The organism is Streptomyces montanus, assembly GCF_005786655.1.
In the GTDB taxonomy this organism is placed as follows: Bacteria; Actinomycetota; Actinomycetes; order Streptomycetales; family Streptomycetaceae; genus Streptomyces; species Streptomyces sporangiiformans.
Map to the genome: position 1 here is coordinate 26,532 of NZ_VBZC01000072.1, position 19,042 is coordinate 45,573.

18 protein-coding genes and 2 pseudogenes are annotated in these 19,042 nt (G+C 70.1%); 9 read left to right on the forward strand and 11 right to left on the reverse strand.

Going from position 1 to position 19,042, the window contains the following annotated elements; translation table 11 throughout:
• Positions 1–172: 172 nt before the first annotated feature.
• Positions 173–882: pseudogene (locus FE633_RS40355) on the forward strand (phosphatase PAP2 family protein).
• Positions 883–919: 37 nt separating this feature from the next.
• Here the strand turns inward: FE633_RS40355 and FE633_RS40360 are convergent.
• Positions 920–2,473: an FAD-binding oxidoreductase gene (locus FE633_RS40360; protein WP_138050144.1), complete on the reverse strand. Its 1,554-nt coding sequence runs from the start codon at positions 2,471–2,473 to the stop codon at positions 920–922.
• 389 nt (positions 2,474–2,862) lie between these two features.
• Here FE633_RS40360 and pstS point away from each other — a divergent pair, with 389 nt between their 5' ends.
• From pstS to pstB, 4 genes are all read left to right on the forward strand, one after another.
• Positions 2,863–3,993, forward strand: coding sequence for a phosphate ABC transporter substrate-binding protein PstS (pstS, locus tag FE633_RS40365; protein WP_138050145.1), 1,131 nt, complete (start codon positions 2,863–2,865; stop codon positions 3,991–3,993).
• 104 nt (positions 3,994–4,097) lie between these two features.
• Positions 4,098–5,105 (forward strand): phosphate ABC transporter permease subunit PstC, encoded by a 1,008-nt coding sequence (pstC, locus tag FE633_RS40370; protein ID WP_138050146.1) that lies wholly within the window; start codon positions 4,098–4,100, stop codon positions 5,103–5,105.
• Complete coding sequence (gene pstA / locus FE633_RS40375) at positions 5,102–6,160, forward strand: phosphate ABC transporter permease PstA (RefSeq protein ID WP_138050147.1); 1,059 nt, start codon at positions 5,102–5,104, stop codon at positions 6,158–6,160. Before pstC ends, pstA begins: the two co-directional genes overlap by 4 nt.
• A gap of 39 nt (positions 6,161–6,199) precedes the next feature.
• The gene (gene pstB / locus FE633_RS40380) at positions 6,200–6,976 is read left to right on the forward strand and encodes a phosphate ABC transporter ATP-binding protein PstB (RefSeq protein WP_138050148.1); all 777 of its coding nucleotides are present in this window, start codon (positions 6,200–6,202) and stop codon (positions 6,974–6,976) included.
• A 258-nt stretch (positions 6,977–7,234) separates the two neighbouring features.
• Here pstB and FE633_RS40385 read toward each other — a convergent pair whose 3' ends face one another.
• Together FE633_RS40385 and FE633_RS40390 are read right to left on the reverse strand one after the other, a co-directional pair.
• Entirely contained in the window at positions 7,235–8,233 is a 999-nt protein-coding gene (locus FE633_RS40385) for an inorganic phosphate transporter (RefSeq protein ID WP_138050149.1), read from the reverse strand.
• 7 nt (positions 8,234–8,240) lie between these two features.
• Positions 8,241–8,861, reverse strand: a complete 621-nt coding sequence (locus tag FE633_RS40390; protein WP_138050150.1) for a DUF47 domain-containing protein — start codon at positions 8,859–8,861, stop codon at positions 8,241–8,243.
• Between the two features lie 348 nt (positions 8,862–9,209).
• On the opposite strand from FE633_RS40390, the gene FE633_RS40395 reads away from it, so the two are divergent.
• Complete coding sequence (locus FE633_RS40395) at positions 9,210–9,566, forward strand: metal-sensitive transcriptional regulator (RefSeq protein WP_119105904.1); 357 nt, start codon at positions 9,210–9,212, stop codon at positions 9,564–9,566.
• A gap of 31 nt (positions 9,567–9,597) precedes the next feature.
• Here the strand turns inward: FE633_RS40395 and FE633_RS40400 are convergent, their stop codons facing one another.
• Positions 9,598–9,798, reverse strand: a complete 201-nt coding sequence (locus FE633_RS40400) for a hypothetical protein (protein WP_171060318.1) — start codon at positions 9,796–9,798, stop codon at positions 9,598–9,600.
• A gap of 119 nt (positions 9,799–9,917) precedes the next feature.
• Complete coding sequence (locus FE633_RS40405; protein ID WP_138050151.1) at positions 9,918–10,760, reverse strand: SCO4651 family lipoprotein; 843 nt, start codon at positions 10,758–10,760, stop codon at positions 9,918–9,920.
• A 164-nt stretch (positions 10,761–10,924) separates the two neighbouring features.
• Here FE633_RS40405 and FE633_RS47555 point away from each other — a divergent pair, with 164 nt between their 5' ends.
• Positions 10,925–11,086, forward strand: a complete 162-nt coding sequence (locus FE633_RS47555; protein ID WP_171060319.1) for a hypothetical protein — start codon at positions 10,925–10,927, stop codon at positions 11,084–11,086.
• 7 nt (positions 11,087–11,093) lie between these two features.
• Here FE633_RS47555 and FE633_RS40410 read toward each other — a convergent pair whose 3' ends face one another.
• The 6 genes and pseudogenes from FE633_RS40410 to FE633_RS40435 all read right to left on the reverse strand — a co-directional run bounded on the left by FE633_RS40410 (position 11,094) and on the right by FE633_RS40435 (position 17,651).
• Positions 11,094–11,510, reverse strand: coding sequence for an NUDIX hydrolase (locus FE633_RS40410; RefSeq protein WP_138050152.1), 417 nt, complete (start codon positions 11,508–11,510; stop codon positions 11,094–11,096).
• A 55-nt stretch (positions 11,511–11,565) separates the two neighbouring features.
• Positions 11,566–12,717 (reverse strand): CHAD domain-containing protein, encoded by a 1,152-nt coding sequence (locus tag FE633_RS40415; protein ID WP_138050153.1) that lies wholly within the window; start codon positions 12,715–12,717, stop codon positions 11,566–11,568.
• Positions 12,698–14,935 (reverse strand): RNA degradosome polyphosphate kinase, encoded by a 2,238-nt coding sequence (locus FE633_RS40420; RefSeq protein WP_171060320.1) that lies wholly within the window; start codon positions 14,933–14,935, stop codon positions 12,698–12,700. Before FE633_RS40420 ends, FE633_RS40415 begins: the two co-directional genes overlap by 20 nt.
• A 347-nt stretch (positions 14,936–15,282) precedes the next feature.
• Positions 15,283–16,275, reverse strand: a complete 993-nt coding sequence (locus FE633_RS40425) for a hypothetical protein (protein ID WP_138050155.1) — start codon at positions 16,273–16,275, stop codon at positions 15,283–15,285.
• Positions 16,272–17,211, reverse strand: a pseudogene (locus tag FE633_RS40430) (ABC transporter ATP-binding protein). Before FE633_RS40430 ends, FE633_RS40425 begins: the two are co-directional and overlap by 4 nt.
• Positions 17,208–17,651: a GntR family transcriptional regulator gene (locus FE633_RS40435; protein ID WP_138050156.1), complete on the reverse strand. Its 444-nt coding sequence runs from the start codon at positions 17,649–17,651 to the stop codon at positions 17,208–17,210. The pseudogene FE633_RS40430 and the gene FE633_RS40435 overlap by 4 nt, the downstream one beginning before the upstream one ends.
• Positions 17,652–17,797: 146 nt before the next feature.
• On the opposite strand from FE633_RS40435, the gene FE633_RS40440 reads away from it, so the two are divergent.
• Positions 17,798–18,340, forward strand: coding sequence for an RNA polymerase sigma factor (locus tag FE633_RS40440; RefSeq protein ID WP_138050157.1), 543 nt, complete (start codon positions 17,798–17,800; stop codon positions 18,338–18,340).
• The coding region (locus tag FE633_RS40445; RefSeq protein WP_138050158.1) for a cupin domain-containing protein at positions 18,337–19,042 on the forward strand (706 nt) is incomplete at its 3' end. The genes FE633_RS40440 and FE633_RS40445, both read left to right, overlap by 4 nt.

Consider the following 19,042-nt stretch of genomic DNA (forward strand, 5'->3'; position numbering starts at 1 on the left):
TGAGCTGCGGGAATGAGTCTCTCTTCGATAACGTCTGCGTGATCATTCGGTGGAGTGTGGAACGTAGAGAAGGGGACTGTGCGTTCCTGTGGCGTAGCCGACCACGGGGGTGAATGGCGCGGCGCATCGGCAAGGTGCGCCGGGAAGATGACGACGAAGGGGCCGCAGCACCATGGCTGGACTCGCCGAATCCGGGGCGAACCCCGACGTCGACCTGCTTTACGACATCAATGGTCTCGCCAAGGATGCGCCGCACTGGTTCGACCGGGTCATGGAGTTCGTGGGTGAGTGGGGTGTCCTGCTCGCCATGGTGCTGCTGGTGGTGTGGTGCTGGTGGACCGTGCGGCGGCGCGGTGGCGAGGACGCCGCCTCGTCCGTGGCCGGGCTGGTGTGGGCGCCGCTCGCGGCGGGCATCGCGGTGCTGGTGAACGTGCCGATCAGGGGCTTCGTCGAACGGCCCCGGCCCTTCTTCGACCACCAGGGACTCGACGTCCTCATCGCAGGCAAGACCGACTACTCGTTCGTGAGTGACCACGCGACGCTCGTGATGGCGATGGGTGTCGGACTGTTCGTCGCGAACCGGAAGTTCGGGCTCGCGGGGTTGCGCTCGCGCTGTTCGGAGGGTTCTGCCGGGTCTACATGGGCGTGCACTATCCGACGGACGTCATCGGTGGGTTCGCCCTGGGCACCGCCGTCGCACTGCTGCTCTCGCCGCTCGCCATGGCACTGCTCACGCCCGTGACGCGGGCCGTGGAGCGGTCGCCGAGCGCCGGGTGGCTGATTCGGGCGCGGGGTACTTCTCCCGAGGGTGACGGGAAGGCGGCCGCCGAGGCTCCGGCGGGTTCGGAGCCGGAGGCCGAGGAGCGGGACCTGGCGGCGTAGCGCTTGCCGCCGCCGCTTGTTCGGTCGGCGGGCATCGCTACAGCGCCTGTGGATACGTGAAGAACCGGTCCGGGTCGTACTGCTTCTTCAGGGCCGTGAGGCGGGTTGCCGCCGGGCCGTAGTAGGCGGAGCGCCAGTTCTTGAGGGTGGGGTCGGTGTAGTTCTGGTAGGCCGCGCCGGAGGCGTGGGCTTTCATGGCGGTGTGGGCTGACGTGAGCCAGGCCTGGGCGGCGGAGCCGGACGTGCCGGCGCGCCAGGAGGCTGTGTACTGCGCCAGCATCCGGGAGCGGCGGTGGACGAAGGCCGTGGCGGTCGGATCGACGCGGTTGACGGCGCCGCCCAGTGCCGTGAGCGCGATGCTGCCCGCGCCGCCCCGGACCGCGGAAATCTGGGACAGCAACGTCTGGATGCCCGTGGCCGATATCGAGCGGTCGAAGAAGTCCGAACGGGCCGCGTAGGTCTCGCGGCCCAGCGCTCCCTCGGGCGAGCGGCCGGGGGTCTCGCCCGGCAGGTGGCACTTGGCGTCGGTGGAGAAGGAGGAGCAGCCCGCGTACATCTCCATCGACTCCTCGTACGAGTGTCGCTGGAGCGAGACGCCCGCGGCGCGGGAGCCGATCCGGTCGGCCAGGCGGTCGACGGCGTTCTGCAGCTCGCCGTACGTGCCGAGCGAGAAGGCGGAGACCGAGACCCTGGGCGTGCCGCCGGCCGCGTTCTCGAAGTGGACGGACGACCAGATCTCGTCGGGCTGGTCCGGGCCCCACTCCTGCCAGGCGGCCAGGACGGCGGCGGCCTTGGCCCAGGGCCAGGTCATGTGCGCCGATACGGCCTGGGGAGCCGGGTGGGTCCGGAAGCGGAGCTCGGTGACCACGCCGAAGTTGCCGTTGCCCGCACCGCGCAGGGCCCAGAAGAGCTCCTTGTTCTCGCTCGCGTCGGCGGTGAGCTCTTTGCCGTCGGCCGTGATCAGCGTGGCCCGGGTGAGGCTGTCGCAGGTCAGGCCGTACGCACGGGAGACCACGCCATGTCCGCCGCCCAGCGTGAGGCCCGAGACGCCCACCGAGGGGCAGGAGCCGGCGGGGATCGTGACGCCCTTCGCCGCGAGGGACCGGTACACGTCGATCAGCTTGGCGCCCGCGCCGATCACGGCCTCGTCGCCGGAGGCCCGGATCTTGGCGAGCCGGGACACGTCGATGATGAGGCGGCCGTCGCCGGAGGACCAGCCGGCGTAGGAGTGGCCGCCGTTGCGGATGGCGACGGGGACCTTGCGGGCGCGGGCGTATGAGAGCGCCGTACGGATGTCCGCCGCGTGGGCGACGTATGCCACGGCCGAGGGCTTCAGCGAGTCGAAGCGGGTGTTGTACAGCCGGTGGGCGGCCGCCCACTCGCCGTCGCCCGGACGTACCAGGCTGCCGTCCAGGTCCTTGCTCAGGGCCGCCAGGTCGGCGGCGGCCGGCGCCCGTGTTTTCGTGATCTGCGCACCGGCCGTGTCTGCACCCTTGGCGGACTGCGGCTCCGAACCGTTGCCGCTGCACGCGGCGGTCGCCGCGGCCGCGAGGGCCGCGGCGCCTGCTCCCACGAACGAACGTCGTCGCATGTGTGTCCCCGCCTGTCGTCGTTTCACGTGGGACGAGACGGGACTGGGATGGCCGGGGTTCCATGCCGCGTGGGAAGCACCGCAGGAGGCGCGGAGGTATCGGAACTCCCACGTGTTCTCCCCGTAAGCATTCCGTGACCTCACCGCACTGACGGCAGGGGTTCACCCTCCGTTCACTCACGGCCATCGGCGGCTTCACCTGATCTGCCTAATTTCGGCCTTACGCGGTGCGTAGCGGGCACGGAAGCGCGCTTACGTATCGCCCGATATCAGCGGTACACATCCGCGGTAAGTATCGGCAGTACGACGGCAGTCTCGTGCGGACGAGAGGCTGCGACACGACTTCGCACGCCGCCCGTTACGGCGGCTCCTGGAAGGAACTCCCGAAAGTGAAGCTTCAGCGCAAGAACCGGCTTCGCGCCCTTTCGCTCGGTGCTGTCGCCGTCTCCGGCGCCCTCGCGCTGACGGCGTGCGGCTCCGACGACACGGGCGGCGGTGGCGACGGCGGTACCCAGGCCGCGCCCGCCGGCAACATCAAGTGTGACGACGCCAAGGGGCAGCTGCTCGCCGATGGCTCGTCCGCACAGAAGAACGCGATCGACGCCTGGGTCAAGGCGTTCACGGCCGAGTGCTCGGGCGTGCAGATCAACTACAAGGGCGGCGGCTCGGGCGCCGGTGTCACCGCGTTCAACCAGGGCCAGGTCGCCTTCGCCGGTTCCGACTCCGCGCTGAAGCCCGAAGAGGTCACGGCCTCCAAGAAGACCTGCTCCGGCGGCCAGGGCATCGACCTCCCGATGGTCGGTGGCCCGATCGCCGTCGGCTACAAGCTCTCGGGCGTCGACGACCTGGTCCTGAACGCCGAGACGCTGGCCAAGATCTTCGACAGCAAGATCACGAAGTGGAACGACCCGGCGATCCAGAAGCTGAACCCGGACGCCAAGCTTCCCTCCACCAAGATCCAGGCGTTCCACCGCTCGGACGAGTCCGGCACCACGGACAACTTCACCAAGTACCTGAAGGCCCAGGCTCCGGACGTCTGGGGCAAGTACGAAGGCGGTAAGGCCTGGGAGGCCAAGGGCGGCCAGTCCGCTTCCGGCTCCTCCGGTGTCGCCCAGCAGGTGACGCAGACCGAGGGTGCCATCGGCTACTTCGAGCTGTCGTACGCCAAGGACCCCATCCAGAAGGTGAAGCTCGACACGGGTGCCGACGCGCCGGTCGAGGCCTCCGTCGACGGCGCCACCAAGGCCATCGCGGACGCCAAGGTCGTCGGCACGGGCAAGGACCTCGCGCTCGAGCTGAACTACGCGACCAAGGCCGCGGGCGCCTACCCGATCACCCTGGTCACCTACGAGATCGTCTGTGACAAGGGCAACAAGGCGGACACCCTGCCCGCCACCAAGGCGTTCCTGACCTACATCGCGAGCGAGGACGGCCAGAAGGCTCTGGCCGACATCGACTACGCCCCGATCCCCGAAGAGATCATCGCCAAGGTTCGTACCACCATCTCGGGCCTGAGCTGACCTGAGTGCGGTCCGGCCCCCCTCGGGGGGGCCGGACCGCACCGTCCGGTGCACCGCCGCCAGGAGCCGCACGCCGCGTGCCGCTCAGCAGACCGGAGAACCCGATGGATATATCCACACAGAACACCGACGCCCCTCCCCCCACTCCACAGCCGTCCGTGGTCGAGCAGAAGCGCGCATCCCGCGGCGCCACCCGACCCGGAGACCGGATCTTCCTCGGCCTCTCCCGCGGGTCGGGCATCCTCCTGCTGGTGATCATGGCCGCCATCGCGGCCTTCCTCACTTACCGCGCCTCCCTCGCGATCAGCAAGGACCACGGCAACTTCCTCACCACCTTCGAGTGGAACACCAGCGCCGTCCCGCCGGACTTCGGCATCGCCGTCCTGGCCTTCGGCACGGTGGTCTCCTCGATCGTCGCGATGGTCATCGCCGTCCCGATCGCGGTCGCCATCGCGCTCTTCCTCACGCACTACGCCCCGCGCCGCCTGAGCGGCCCCATCGCGTACGTGATCGACCTGCTCGCCGCCGTGCCGTCCATCGTGTACGGCCTGTGGGGCGCCCTCGTCCTCGTACCGCAGATGAACGGCCTCTTCGGCTGGCTGGACCAATACCTCGGCTGGACCGGCATCTTCGAGTGGCAGGGCGGCGCGCCCCGCTCGATGCTCACCGTCGGCATCCTGCTCGCGATCATGATCCTTCCGATCATCACCAACGTGAGCCGTGAGGTCTTCCGCCAGGTCCCGCAGATGCACGAGGAAGCCGCGCTCGCCCTCGGCGCCACGCGCTGGGAGGTCATCCGGATGGCCGTGCTGCCCTTCGGCCGGTCCGGCGTGATCTCCGCCTCGATGCTCGGACTCGGCCGCGCGCTCGGCGAGACGATGGCCGTCGCCACGGTCCTCTCCCCGACCTTCGAGATCCAGGCCAGCCTGCTCGACCCGGGCGGCGGCACGTTCGCCCAGAACATCGCCAGCAAGTTCAGCGAGGCGACGGAGTTCGGCCGTGACGCGCTCATCGCCTCCGGTCTGGTCCTGTTCGTCATCACCCTGCTGGTCAACGGCGCGGCCCGTGCGATCATCGCCCGCCGCAAGGAGTACTCGGGGGCCAACGCATGAGCCACGCAGTCGCAGAGAAGCGCCCCAGCCAGCTGCGCGGCGCCAGCCTTCCGAAGTGGTCCCCGTGGGCGATCGCCGTGGGCTCCCTCGCCGCCGCCGTCGGTATCGGCGTTGTCGGCGGCCTCGACAGCAGGGTGCAGTGGGGCGTGATCGCCGCGCTCCTCTTCGTCTTCGGTACGTACGCCATCTCGGCGGGCGTCGAGGGTCGCCGCCAGGCGGCGGACCGCGTCGCGACCTCCCTCGTCTGGGTCGCCTTCCTGCTCGCCGTCGTCCCGCTGGTCTCCCTGGTCTGGACGACCGTCGTGCGGGGTGTGAAGGTCCTCGACGTCTACTTCCTGACCCATTCGATGGGTGTGGTCGCCGACACCGAGCCGGGTGGCGGCATCAACCACGCCATCGTCGGCAGCCTTGAGCAGGTCGGCCTCGCCACGGTGATCGGTGCGCCGATCGGTGTGCTCACCGCGATCTACCTGGTGGAGTACGGGCGCGGCAGGCTTGCCCGGTCCGTCACCTTCTTCGTCGACGTGATGACCGGTATCCCGTCGATCGTCGCCGGTCTGTTCATCCTCAGCCTGATGCTGATGTTCGACATGCAGCCCTTCGGCTTCGCCGGCTCCCTCGCCCTCGCCATCCTGATGATGCCGGTCGTGGTCCGTTCCACGGAGGAGATGCTCAAGCTGGTGCCGAACGAGCTGCGAGAGGCCTCCCTCGCGCTCGGCATCCCGAAGTGGCGCACCATCCTCAAGGTGGTCCTGCCGACCTCCCTCGGCGGCATCACCACCGGCATCATGCTGTCGGTCGCCCGCATTGCCGGTGAGACCGCGCCGGTGCTGCTGCTGGTGTTCGGCAACCCCTTCATCAACAACAACCCGTTCGAGGGTGCGCAGGCGTCGCTGCCGCTGTACATCTACCAGCAGTACGCGAACAGCGCCGGCTCCGGTGCGGCCTACGACCGTGCCTGGGCCGCCTCGCTCACGCTGATCGCGTTCGTGATGATCCTCAACCTGGCGGCTCGCGGGATCGCCCGCTGGAAGGCCCCGAAGACCGGTCGCTGACGCGGCCACAGCGACCTCTCGAAAGAAGCAGTGATTGACATGGCCAAGCGAATCGACGTAAGCGGACTGACCGCCTACTACAGCGCCCACAAGGCGATAGAAGACATCTCCATGACCGTCGAGCCCCGCTCCGTGACGGCCTTCATCGGCCCGTCCGGCTGCGGCAAGTCGACCTTCCTGCGCACGCTGAACCGTATGCACGAGGTCACTCCCGGCGGACGGGTCGAGGGCAAGGTGCTGCTGGACGACGAGGACCTGTACGGCAGCGGGATCGACCCCGTGGCCGTGCGCCGCACGGTCGGCATGGTCTTCCAGCGCCCCAACCCCTTCCCCACGATGTCGATCTTCGACAACGTGGCGGCCGGGCTGCGGCTCAACGGCTCGTACAAGAAGTCCGAGCTGAACGACGTGGTCGAGAAGTCCCTCAAGGGCGCGAACCTCTGGAACGAGGTCAAGGACCGTCTGAACAAGCCCGGTTCGGGGCTGTCGGGTGGTCAGCAGCAGCGGCTGTGCATCGCTCGTGCCATCGCGGTGGAGCCGCAGGTGCTGCTGATGGACGAGCCGTGCTCGGCGCTCGACCCCATCTCGACGCTCGCCATCGAGGACCTGATCGGTGAGCTGAAGGAGCGCTTCACGATTGTCATCGTGACGCACAACATGCAGCAGGCGGCCCGTGTCTCCGACCGCACCGCCTTCTTCAACCTCTCGGCTGTCGGGCAGCCCGGCAAGCTGATCGAGATCGACGAGACGGAGCGGATCTTCTCCAACCCGTCGGTCCAGGCGACTGAGGACTACATCTCGGGTCGCTTCGGCTGATCCCGTACGTACGGTTCACGGACCCCTCGCGGTGCTGCATGGCGGTGCCACCGCGAGGCCGAAGAGGGCCCGCCCCTGGCTCCCGGGGGCGGGCCCGTCGCCGTTTTTCCTCGCCCCCGCCGCCCCTACCCGTCCCATCCCGAACCTGGGGGCTCCGCCCCCAGACCCCCGTATCGGCCTGAACGGCCTCGTCCTCAAACGCCGGACGGGCTGAAGGTGCGGCCTTGTCCTCAAGCGCCGGATGGGATGGGAAACCCCTTACAGGAACGCCACGTTCACGATCCAGAAGCTCGTCGCGGCGACCAGCGCCGCCGCCGGCATCGTGATGAACCAGCCCAGGATGATGTTCTTGGCGACACCCCAGCGAACGGCATTGACCCGCTTCGTCGCGCCCACACCCATGATCGCCGACGTGATGATGTGGGTCGTGGAGATGGGGGCCTTGAAGAGGAAGGCCGTGACGAACATGATCGACGCGCCGGTCGTCTCGGCGGCGAACCCCTGCGGCGGATCCAGTTCAATGATCTTGCGGCCCAGCGTACGCATGATGCGCCAGCCACCCGCGTACGTACCGAGCGACAGCATGACCGCGCAGGCGATCTTCACCCAGACCGGAATGGCGTCGCCGTACTCCTCGACATCGGCGATGACCAGGGCCATCACCACGATTCCCATCGTCTTCTGGGCGTCCTGGAGACCATGGCCCAGGGCCATGCCCGCCGCCGACACCGTCTGGGCTATGCGGAAACCGCGCTTCGCCTTGTGGGGGTTCGAGTGCCGGAAGATCCACATGATCAGCGTCATCACCAGATAGCCGAAGACCAGGCCGACCACCGGTGACACGAACATCGGGATGACGATCTTCTCGAGGACACCGGACCAGTAGACGGTCGTACCGCCTGCCAGAGCCGCGCCCACCATGCCGCCGAACAGCGCGTGGGAAGAGGAGGACGGCAGACCGTAGTACCAGGTGATGAGGTTCCAGGCGATCGCGCCGACCAGCGCCGCGAAGAGAATGCCCATCCCCTTCGAGCCCTGCGGCGTGGAGATCAGTCCCTCGCTGACCGTCTTGGCGACCCCGCTGCCCAGAAAGGCACCGACGAGGTTCATCACCGCGGCCATCGCGAGCGCCGCCCGCGGGGTCAGTGCCCGCGTCGACACGGACGTCGCGATCGCGTTCGCCGAGTCGTGGAAGCCGTTGGTGTACGTGAAGAAGAGCGCGACGCCGATGGTCACGACCAGAGCGAAGGTGTCCATGAAAGGGTCAGGACTCCTTGACGGCGATGGTCTCCACCGTGTTCGCCACGTGCTCGAACGCGTCCGCCGCTTCCTCCAGCACGTCCACGATCTGCTTGAGCTTCAGCACCTCGATCGCTTCGTACTTGCCGTTGAAGAGGTGGGCCAGCAGCTTGCGGTGGATCTGGTCGGCCTGGTTCTCCAGGCGGTTGACCTCGATCCAGTACTCGGTGAGGTTGTCCATCGTGCGGAGGTTCGGCATCGCCTCGGCCGTCAGCTCCGCCGCCCGCGCCAGCACCTCGATCTGCTGCTCGACACCCTTCGGCAGTTCCTCGACGTTGTAGAGGACGACGAGGTCGACGGCCTCCTCCATGAAGTCCATGATGTCGTCGAGGGACGACGCGAGGTTGTAGATGTCCTCGCGGTCGAACGGCGTGATGAACGAGGAGTTCAGCTGGTGGAAGATCGCGTGTGTGGCGTCGTCACCGGCGTGTTCCGCGGCCCGCATACGCTCTGCGATCTCGGCCCGGGCGGACATGTCCGCTCCGAGCAGTTCCATCAGGAGCTTCGAGCCCGTGACGATGTTGTCCGCGGATGCGGCGAACATGTCGTAGAAGCTCGTCTCCCTGGGGGTCAGACGAAATCGCACGTGTGGTCCTCGGATTGCTTCGGTTTCGGTCTGGCTGATGCTAGGTGCATCATCCGGCCACGGCTAACCGGCCGTCCACCAGTGTGGCTCATCGTGCAGAGTGGTCAGCACGGGGTCCTTCGAAGACCGACCGGAGGCTGGCCCGGGGGTGAGAGGGAGCAGGTCAGGAGCCGATCAGAGAGTTGATCAGGGGACTGACCGGAAGGCCGGGCGGAAGACCGACCGTGGGGCCGGCCGGAGAAGCGGCCAAGGGCCCTATACCCAGCAAAATTCGTTACCATATACCCAGCAGGGGTATATAACCGGCGGGCCGGTCAGGTTCGCCGCAGTGACCAGCAGGAGGACGCGATGACGACCACCGAAGCCGGCGCGGACGCGCCCTCCGCGGGTACGGCGGACGTGGTGACCGACCACGACCGCGGGATCCACGGCTACCACAAGCAGAAGGACGAGCACCTCAAGCGGCTGCGGCGCATCGAGGGCCAGATCCGGGGCCTGCAGCGGATGGTCGACGAGGACGTCTACTGCATCGACATACTCACCCAGGTCTCCGCCTCCACGAAGGCCCTCCAGTCCTTCGCCCTCCAGCTTCTCGAGGAGCACCTCCGCCACTGTGTCGCGGACGCGGCGCTCAAGGGCGGTACGGAGATCGACGCCAAGGTGGAAGAGGCGACGAAGGCGATCGGGCGCCTGCTGCGTACGTGACCCTCCCGGCAGGTGACTTATCCCACTCGGATCAGGGTGATTTGTCGGCGCCCTCGCCGTGCTCCTCGAGGAAGCGCTCTTCGGCCAACTTCAGCACCTCGTCGATGCGGTCGGGGCTGAGCCGGTCCTCACGGGTGGTCGAGGCCGCGATGATCAGGTCTCCGCACAGCTCGATCTCGGCGAGGGCCACGTGGTCCTGAACTGCCGTACCGCGCACCGGAGCCACGTGCATCACCTCTTCCTGCCGTCACCGACTTCCTAGAGTAGGGAGCGGCCTACACACGGCGCATGGCACCAACGGACCATTTCCGGCCCCGCACATTCCGGCCGTCCGCGCTCCGGCCGCGGTCCCTACTCATCGGCGATCTTCCCCGCGAAAATGTCCTCGGCGTCGGGCAGTCGTACGTCCACGGGGGCCCCGAAGTCGTACAGCAACGTCGTCGAGGAGACCGCGACGGCGCCCTGCCGCCGCCCGTTGACGAAGCTGAACCGGTGCCGGACCTTGCGGATGCGTCCCTGGTCGTCGAGGTAGGCGTCGAACGGGACCTCGGTCCTGGCGAACCCTTTCGCCGCCGCCCGGAGCGGTCCGCGGTTGCCCTTCGAGGCTCGCCCGGCCGCCTCGCGAAGGTCGGCGGTCCCGCGGTAGTGGCGTACCCGGGTGCCGGCGACGGACGTCTGCCCCACGTACGTCGCCTTCCGCGTGCCGCGCAGCAGTTCCGCGGCGGCGAGCGGATCGGTGGCGCCGCCGGTGACGAGGTTGCCGTCGGAGAGCGTGGCCGTGTCGACGCGGACCCATTTGTCGGCCGGCACACCGCCTCCGCGGTTCTTCATGTAGAGCGCGCCATCTGCCAGGAGTTCGGTGATCGGGTGGTGCTCGGTGGCGCCGGCCGGGTCCTGCGGGAGGAGCACCTTCAGCCGGCCGACCTGCTGCCGGAAGTTGTAGACGCCCTCGCCGCGGATGGTGACGCGGGTGCCGCCGGTGGCCATCTGCATCGACGTACGCGCCTTGGAACTGCCCGCGCGCACCAGGGTCGCGGAGGCCTGCTGGAGCACCTCGACCGGATCGTCTGCGGAGCGTCCGTCCTCGGCGGCGGCCCCGCTGCCCGTGCATCCGGTGGCGCAGACCATCAGCCCCGCCGCCGCGGCGGCCACGGCGACCGCCCCGCCCCCTTGCCTGTGCTGCCGCTCCACCATCGCCTGCCTACCCCCAAGCCGGGCCGTCCCTCTGTGCGCCTCCTGTCGTTCCGCTTAACGACGGGTGGGGAGGGCCGTCACGCCATGAGGAAGAGCATGGGTGAGCGCGGAAGTTCGCGACGGAGCCCTGATGTCGCCGCGCGCGAGGTCGGTACGGTTGTCATGTGGCGCAGCAGGAGGAGTTCGACCCCCGGGAACACCGCACGACCACCACCGAGAAGGGCCGCTTCTGCGTGGCCAGATGCAGTTGCGGCTGGAGAGGACCGGCCCGTCGCGCCCGCAGTCTTGCGCGCGAGGACGCCGAGGGACATCTGACCGCCGGCTGAAGAGCGCTCACGCGTGCCGCAGCGCCGCCAGCAGTTCGTCCACCAGGACCCGGTCGCGGGGCTGGGTGAGGCGGTCGCGGGCGGTCTGCGGCGAGAGCCAGAGGATGCGGTCGACCTCATGGTTGGGGGTGAAGCCGCCCTCGGTCGCTTCGGCCGCCCAGTAGGTGACCTCCTTGGGGCGGCCGTTCACCAGATAGCGGACCGTGGCCAGCCGCGGCCCGGGTTCGCAGCGGAAGCCGGTCTCCTCCTCGACCTCCCGCACCGCGCACGCGAACGGGTCCTCGCCGCGCTTCAGCTTGCCCTTCGGATGCGACCAGTCGTCGTACTTCGGCCTGTGGACCAGGCAGATCTCCAGTTCACCGTCGAGGGGTGAGCGGTGCCACAGGACGCAGCCCGCCGCGCGGACGGGGTCACCGTTCGTCATGTGCACAGGGCCTCCTTTGGTCGTGGGGTGCCAACCGTTGGCCTTGCTCAGCCGGTCATGGTGCGCCGGCCGTCTCCTTCCGCCAGGCCCGCTGAAACGCGAACCGCGCCGCTTCCACTTCGTGCCGCTGATCCGCGTGGAGCACGCCGAGCGCGTACGCCGTCGCCGGGGCGATCCGCGGGGTGCGGGCCGCCGAGGCCGCCGCCGACGCCGCCTCCGCCGCGTCCCGGTGCCGGTCCATGGCCTGGCCGGCGCTCAACAGGTGTACGTCCACGGGGGCTTCGTCGCCGTGCAGGACTTCCCGGGCGTAGCGGTGCAGGCGCAGCAGGAGGCGGACCTGGTGCCAGGGGGCGTCCTGGGGTTGCGGGGCCGTGTCCGTGGAGAGGCCGTGGACGAGGGCGGCCGCGTTGTAGGGGTGGCCGGCGGTGATTAAGGGCAGGCCGGCGACGGCGTCGGAGAGGCGTTCCTCCGCGGCGGCCGCGAGCGGTTTGAGGTCGGCGGTGGCCGCGGCCGGGGTGAGCGGGACCTCGCTGGCGAGTACGGCGACGTTGTCCGCGACCGCGTGGAAGCGGCTCGAGCCGAGCGCCTGGAGTGCCGCGGAGTGGGCCCGTGTGCGGGCCAGCGTGAGCTGGCGCTCCAGGAGGGCGCCCGCTTTGGCCGCTCCTACGGTCAGGTGGCCCCGCTCCGCTGTGGATCCACTGTGCGGGCCGGAGGCCGCCTCGGGTTCCGCTCGCTTCGGGCGGGACTCCGCCGTGGTGGCACGGCTGCGCACGGCGGGGCCGGTTGCCTCTACCGGGAAGGCGGATGAGCCCGACAGGCGGTGCAGGGCCGCCAGCAGTCGCTCCAGGCGTGCCGCGTACGCGTGCTCGAGGGCCAAGGTGCCCGACAGCCATGCCAGTTCGGGGCGCAGAGCCTCCGACCAGTCCGCGTCCAGCAGGGGCCGGAAGGTGTGGAGCGTGCCGCTGATGCGACGGGCCGAGCGGCGCAGGGCGCGGGCCGCGTCGATGCTCTCCTCGGTGCCGTTCGGCGCCGAGCCGTTCGAGGCCGAGCTGTTCGACGCCCCGCCGCCGGTTTCGCGGTGCTGGCGCAGTGCTCGGAGGAACTCCGTGGCCTGGGCCTGCAGGTAGGCCGCCAGGGCGTCCCCGGCCACAGGGACGGTCTCGGGACCGGCCTTGGGGTCCGCAGGGTCAAGGTGTCGCTGTGCCACGCCGGCGCCTCCGGGCGTCTATGAGCATCTCCTGGACGTTGCGCAGGGCCTGGCCGTCGGAATCGGACGAGTGCCGGGTCCAGTCGCCGTCGGGGCCGAGGTGCCAGGAGGAGGTCGCGTCGGACATACCGGTCTCGAGGAGCCGGTTGAGGGCCGCCCGGTGGGCCGGGTCCTTGACCCGGACCAGGGCCTCTATCCGGCGGTCGAGGTTGCGGTGCATCATGTCGGCGCTGCCGAACCACACCTCGGGCTCGCCGCCGTTGCCGAAGGCGAAGACACGGGAGTGTTCGAGGAAGCGGCCGAGGACGGAACGTACCCGGATGTTCTCCGACAGGCCGGGCACACCCGGGCGTACCGCGCAGATGCCGCGCACCCACACATCCACCGGTACACCCGCCTGGGACGCGCCGTAGAGGGCGTCGATGACCGCCTCGTCCACCATCGAGTTGACCTTGACGCGGACGTACGCGGGCCGGCCCGCGCGGTGGTGCTGGGCCTCCTTGTTGATCCGGGCGATCAGGCCGTCCCTCAGGGACTTGGGGGCGACGAGGAGGCGGCGGTACGTCTCGCGGCGGGAGTAGCCGGAGAGGCGGTTGAAGAGGTCGGAGAGGTCCGCGCCGACCTGCGTGTCGGAGGTGAGTAGACCGAGGTCCTCGTACAGGCGGGCGGTCTTGGGGTGGTAGTTGCCCGTCCCGACGTGGCTGTAGCGGGCGAGGGTGTCGCCCTCCTGGCGGACCACCAGCGACAGCTTGCAGTGGGTCTTCAGGCCGACCAGGCCGTACACGACATGGCAGCCCGCCTCCTCCAGCTTGCGGGCCCACTTGATGTTGGCCTGCTCGTCGAAGCGCGCCTTGATCTCGACCAGGACGAGGACCTGCTTGCCGGACTCGGCGGCGTCGATGAGGGCGTCCACTATCGGCGAGTCGCCCGAGGTCCGGTACAGGGTCTGCTTGATGGCGAGGACGTCCGGGTCGCCCGCGGCCTGCTCCAGGAACGCCTGCACGGAGGTGGAGAAGGAGTCGTACGGGTGGTGCAGCAGGACGTCGTGCTCGCGCAGGGCGGCGAAGATGTCGGGCGCCGATGCCGACTCGACCTCGGCGAGGTCGCGGTGGGTGCCCGCGACGAACTTCGGGTACTTCAGCTCGGGCCGGTCGAGGCGGCCGATGCCGAAGAGGCCCGTGAGGTCCAGGGGACCCGGCAGCGGGTACACCTCGGCCTCGGTGATCTTCAACTCCCGCACCAGCAGATCGAGTACGTACCGGTCGATGGACTCCTCGACCTCCAGGCGCACCGGCGGCCCGAAGCGGCGCCGCATGAGCTCCTTCTCCAGGGCCTGGAGCAGGTTCTCGGCGTCGTCCTCCTCGACCTCCAGGTCCTCGTTCCTCGTGACCCGGAACATGTGGTGCTCCAGGACCTCCATCCCCGGGAAGAGCTCCTCCAGGTGGGCCGGGGCCGAGATCACGTCCTCCAGCGGGACGTAGCGGCCGGGGGAGGCCTCCAGGAAGCGGGACAGCAGCGGCGGGACCTTCACGCGGGCGAAGTGGCGGTGGCCGGAGATCGGGTTGCGCACCACGACCGCGAGGTTCAGGGACAGGCCCGAGATGTACGGGAAGGGGTGCGCCGGGTCGACGGCCAGCGGCGTCAGCACCGGGAAGATCTGGTTGCGGAAGAGCGTGAAGAGGCGGGCCTGCTCCTTCTCCGTCAGCTCGTTCCAGCGGACCAGGTGTATGCCCTCCTCCGCGAGCGCGGGGGCCACGTCCTCCTGGTAGCAGGCGGCGTGCCGCGCCATGAGCTCGCGCGAGCGGGACCAGATCATCTCCAGGACCTCGCGGGGCTGCAGGCCGGAGGCGGAGCGCGTGGCGACGCCGGTCGCGATACGCCGCTTCAGGCCGGCCACGCGGACCATGAAGAACTCGTCCAGGTTGCTGGCGAAGATCGCCAGGAAGTTCGCTCGCTCGAGGAGCGGCGTCTGCGGGTCCTCGGCGAGCTCCAGCACCCGCTCGTTGAACGCGAGCCAGCTCCGCTCCCGGTCCAGGAAGCGGCCCTGGGGGAGCCGGACACCGTCCCGCTCCGAGTCCTCGTACGCGTCGAGATCGGCGTCGAGGTCGGGCTCCAGATCGGAGACCACGGCGGCAACGGTGTGGGGGCGGTGCGCGGCGATGGAGCCGACGGAGGGCTGCGCGTGCTGTACCTGTGCCTGGGTGTCTTGCTGACTCATGAACCCATTCTTCCGCGCCAGGACGGAAACGGGCGCATCGGAAGGAGCGGGCGGGAGCGCGGCGGTGAAGTAAAGGCTCCCGTTCTCCTTCATGGGCGAGGGCTCGTTCTCCGGTGGAGGCGAAGGCTCGGGTACGGCGGGGTTCATTCGTCGAGGGTCGCAAGGCTGTCTGAATCGATGGTTACGGCGACATGACGTGCGGGATAGCGCGGGTGGTCTCCCGGGAGTCCGCAGGCACCGGAGAGCCTCCGCGGACACGGGAGACGGCACGGTTGACGGCACGGGCGACGGCATGGGCGACGACTGGTACGCCCCTTCCCCCGTGAGGGGCGTACCAGTCGTACGGCTCAGGGAGTCCGGCGGCGCAGCAGCCAGAAGGCGGCGGCGGTGGCCAGGGCCGCGACGGCCAGGGCGATGCCGGCGTCCACGAGCTGGAGGGGCCAGAAGTGGGACCGGGGGTGGAAGGTGCTGTAGTACCCGGCGACGTCCGCGTCCTTCACGCAGGCCGAGTCCGGCAGCATGGGGCAGCGGGAGCCCGTCACCCGCTCGCCCGAGGTGAGCACCATCCCGTTGTCCACCGGGAGCGCGGAGCGCGGCAGTCCACCGGGGGAGTCACCCTGCCTGTACACGGTCGGCCACAGGTCCTCCCGGTACCGCTCCAGGATGTTGTAGAGCACCAGCGTCGCGGCGAATCCCACGCCCGCGGCGGGCAGGGCCCTCCTGGTGACCAGACCGGCGAGCGCGCCGAGTGCCAGGCCCGCGAGGACGTACGTGACGGCGGTCGGGCCGGTGGTGACGAAGACGTCGGGGTAGTACCAGTCCCCGACCAGGTTGGGGTTGTCGTCCTGGCGGGCCCAGACGTTCAGCAGGACGGCCGCGGTGGTGCCGGCGGTCAGCAGCAGCGCGGGCACGGCGAGCTTGGCGGCGAGCCAGCGCAGCGGAGTGACCGACTGGGTCCAGGCCAGCCGTGCGGTGCCGCTCTCCAGCTCCCGGCCGATGAGCGCGCCGCCCGCCCACGCGGCAACGGGGAACATCGCGTACGCCAGGACCGTGGTGGCCAGTGACAGGACGTACCGGTAGGTGTCGTTTTCGGCGGTGAGCTCGGTGATCTCCAGGCAGGAGGGCAGCCCGGAGCCCGGTGAGCCGCAGGCGCCGATGCTCGCGCGGGCGTCGTCCCCGATGGCGTACATCCAGATCATGGTGGCCGCGAAGGCCACGAAGGCGGCGCCGCAGACATACAGCGCCGTGCGGTGCAGGCGCAGCACCGACCAGGTCAGGCCGTGCGGCGCGAGCCGGGACCGGCGGCGGGGGGTCGTCGGCACGGCGGCGAGGGCGGTCATGCGGCGGCCTCCTGGGCGGCGCTGGCGGCGAGGAGCAGCGCGGGGGCTTCCGGGCTGCGGAGATGCGCGAGGACCAGCTCTTCGAGGGACGGCGCGGCGGTCTGCCAGACGTCGTCCAGCGGGCCGTCCGGGCGGAGGAGGGCGGTGAGCTGGCGGCCCGTGGTGCGGGACTCGACGACGGTGTGCGGTGCGAGATCGGCGTGGGCGCCGGCCGGGCCGGTGATCAGGGTGTGCGCGGCGAGCAGGTCCTCCAGCGGCCCCGCGAGGCGCACCCGGCCGGCTCCGAGCAGCAGCAGGAAGTCGCAGGACCCCTCGAGCTCGGCGACGACGTGCGAGGACATCACCACCGTGGTGCCGTTCTCGGCGGCCTCGGCGAGCAGGGTGCCCATCAGTTCGTGGCGGGCATGGGGGTCCCCCCTGGACGGAGCTTGTCGCAGTCCTTGGGGGAGGGTCCAGGTCGGCCATCGGCTCGTCCAGGAGGAGGAGTTCGGGCCGCTTGCCCAGCGCGAGGGCGAGCGCGACGCGGGTGCGCTGGCCGCCGGAGAGCGAGCGGACGCGCGCCTTGGGATCCAGGTCCCCCTGCCTGACGACGCGTTCGGCCACGGTCGCGTCCCAGTGGCCGGGGTTCAGCTCCCGGCCGAGGCGCAGGGTGGCCGCGACGGTGAGCTGCGGGTGGAGGGGCTTGTCCTGGGCGACGTACGCGAGGCGCGGGCGGGCCTCGGTGGGATGCGTGCCGAGCACGGTGAGCGAGCCCTCGGTCGGCTTGAGCAGTCCGGCGGCGACGGCGAGCAGCGTGGACTTGCCCGCGCCGTTGGGGCCGACGACAGCGCAGACGTGTCCGGCCGGGAGCTTCAGGGCGCAGTCGCGCAGCGCCCACTTTCCTCGCCGCCCGAACCGTTTGCCCAGTGCGGCCGCCTCGATGGCGGTCTCGGTCATGCCTGTTCCCCTTTGGTGTTGTTGAACCGCTGCTCGTCGTGGAACCGGCCGTCGCCGAACTGCCCGTTGTGGAACTGCTCGTCGAGTACGGAGGCGAAGAGCGCGGCCACGTCGTCCCGGTCCAGGCCCGCGGCGTGGGCGCGGGCCGCCCAGTCGGACAGCTCGGCCCGCAGCGGCGAGTCCGCCGGGGCGGCGCCCAGTGAGCGCCGTACGAACGTGCCGAGACCGCGCCGCGCCTCGACCAGGCCCTCGCGCTCCAGTTCGCGGTAGGCCTTCAGCACGGTGTTCGGATTGATGGCCGTGGCCTCCACGACCTCGCGGGCCGTGGGGAGCTTGTCGCCCGGTTCGAGCAGGCCCAGGCGGAGGGCCTGCTTGGTCTGCTGGACGATCTGCACGTAGGTCGCCACGCCGGTGCGCCGGTCGATACGGAACTCGACCACCCGCTTCCACCACCCTTTCACTAATTAAGTAGTGAAAGGGTGGTGGAATTGAGAGTGCATGTCAAGGTCTTCGCGGCTCCGGAGAATTCCCGAAGAATCCTCCGGAACCCGTGAACCGATCCGTGGGGCTCGTCCGATGAGGAGACGTGAGCGAAACGAGAAGCGACGGGGATCTGCTGCGGGCCATCGCGGCGGACGGGGACCGGCGCGCCTTCGAAGAGCTGTACCGGCGGTACGCGCCGTGGCTCACCGCGCGGATGCGCGGCCGCTGCGCCGACGCCGGTGTCGTCGACGACGTCGTGCAGGAGACGTTTCTCGCCGTGTGGCGGGGCAGCGCCCGCTACCGCGAGGAGGGGGACGTCGCCGGGTGGCTGTGGCGGATCGGGTCGCGGCGGCTGATCGACGCGCTGCGGGGGGACGGGGCGCGGGGCCGGCTGCGGCAGGCGCTCGCCCGGCTGCGGCACCGGGACGAGGCGTCCGCGGAGGAGCGCGTGCTCGCGGGGGTGGAGCACGGGGACCTCGCGGGCGCCCTCGTCCGGCTGTCGCCGGAGTTGCGGGCCGTCCTCCAGGCGACGGTCATCGACGGGCTGACCACCCGGGAAGCGGCCGTCCTGCTGGGCATCCCGCCCGGCACGGTCAAGACACGGGCGCTGCGGGCCCGCAAGCAGCTGAGGGAGGCCCTGGCATGACGGACGACGTGGGCAGGACGGAAAGCCGCCGCGCGGGCTGGCATGTGTCGGAGGACGATCTCCGGGCGTACGCGCGGGGCGAGTTGGCGCCGCCGTTGCTGTGGTCCGCCGACACGCATCTCGTCGCGTGCGCGCCGTGCCGCGCCGTGCTGGCCGAGGTGAGCGACCCGGCCGCGCTGGACGCGGGCTGGGAGCGGCTGGATGCCGAACTGGACGCGCCGCGGCCCGGGTTCGTCGAATCGCTGCTGGTGCGGATCGGCGTCGCCGACCACACGGCACGGCTGCTCGCCGCCACGCCCGTGCTGCGCCTGTCCTGGCTGGGCTCGGTCGTGGCCGTGCTGGTCATGACGGTGGTGGCGACCAACTCGATCGATCCGGCGCGGGTGTCCCAGGCGCCCACGCTGTTCCTCGCCCTCGCACCGCTGCTGCCGCTCGCCGGGGTCGCCCTGTCGTACGGGCCCGTGCTGGACCCGACGTACGAGATGGCGGTGGTCTCGCCGATGCACGGCTTCCGGCTGCTGATGATCCGGTCGGTCGCCGCGCTGGCGGTCGGGCTCGGTCTCAACGCTCTGGCGAGTCTGGCGCTGCCCTCGTACGGGCTGCTCGCGGCGGCGTGGCTGCTGCCCGCGCTGGCCCTCACGGCCGTCGCCCTCGCGCTGACCCCGCGCCTCGGCCCGGTCGCCGCGCCCGGCGCGGTCGGCG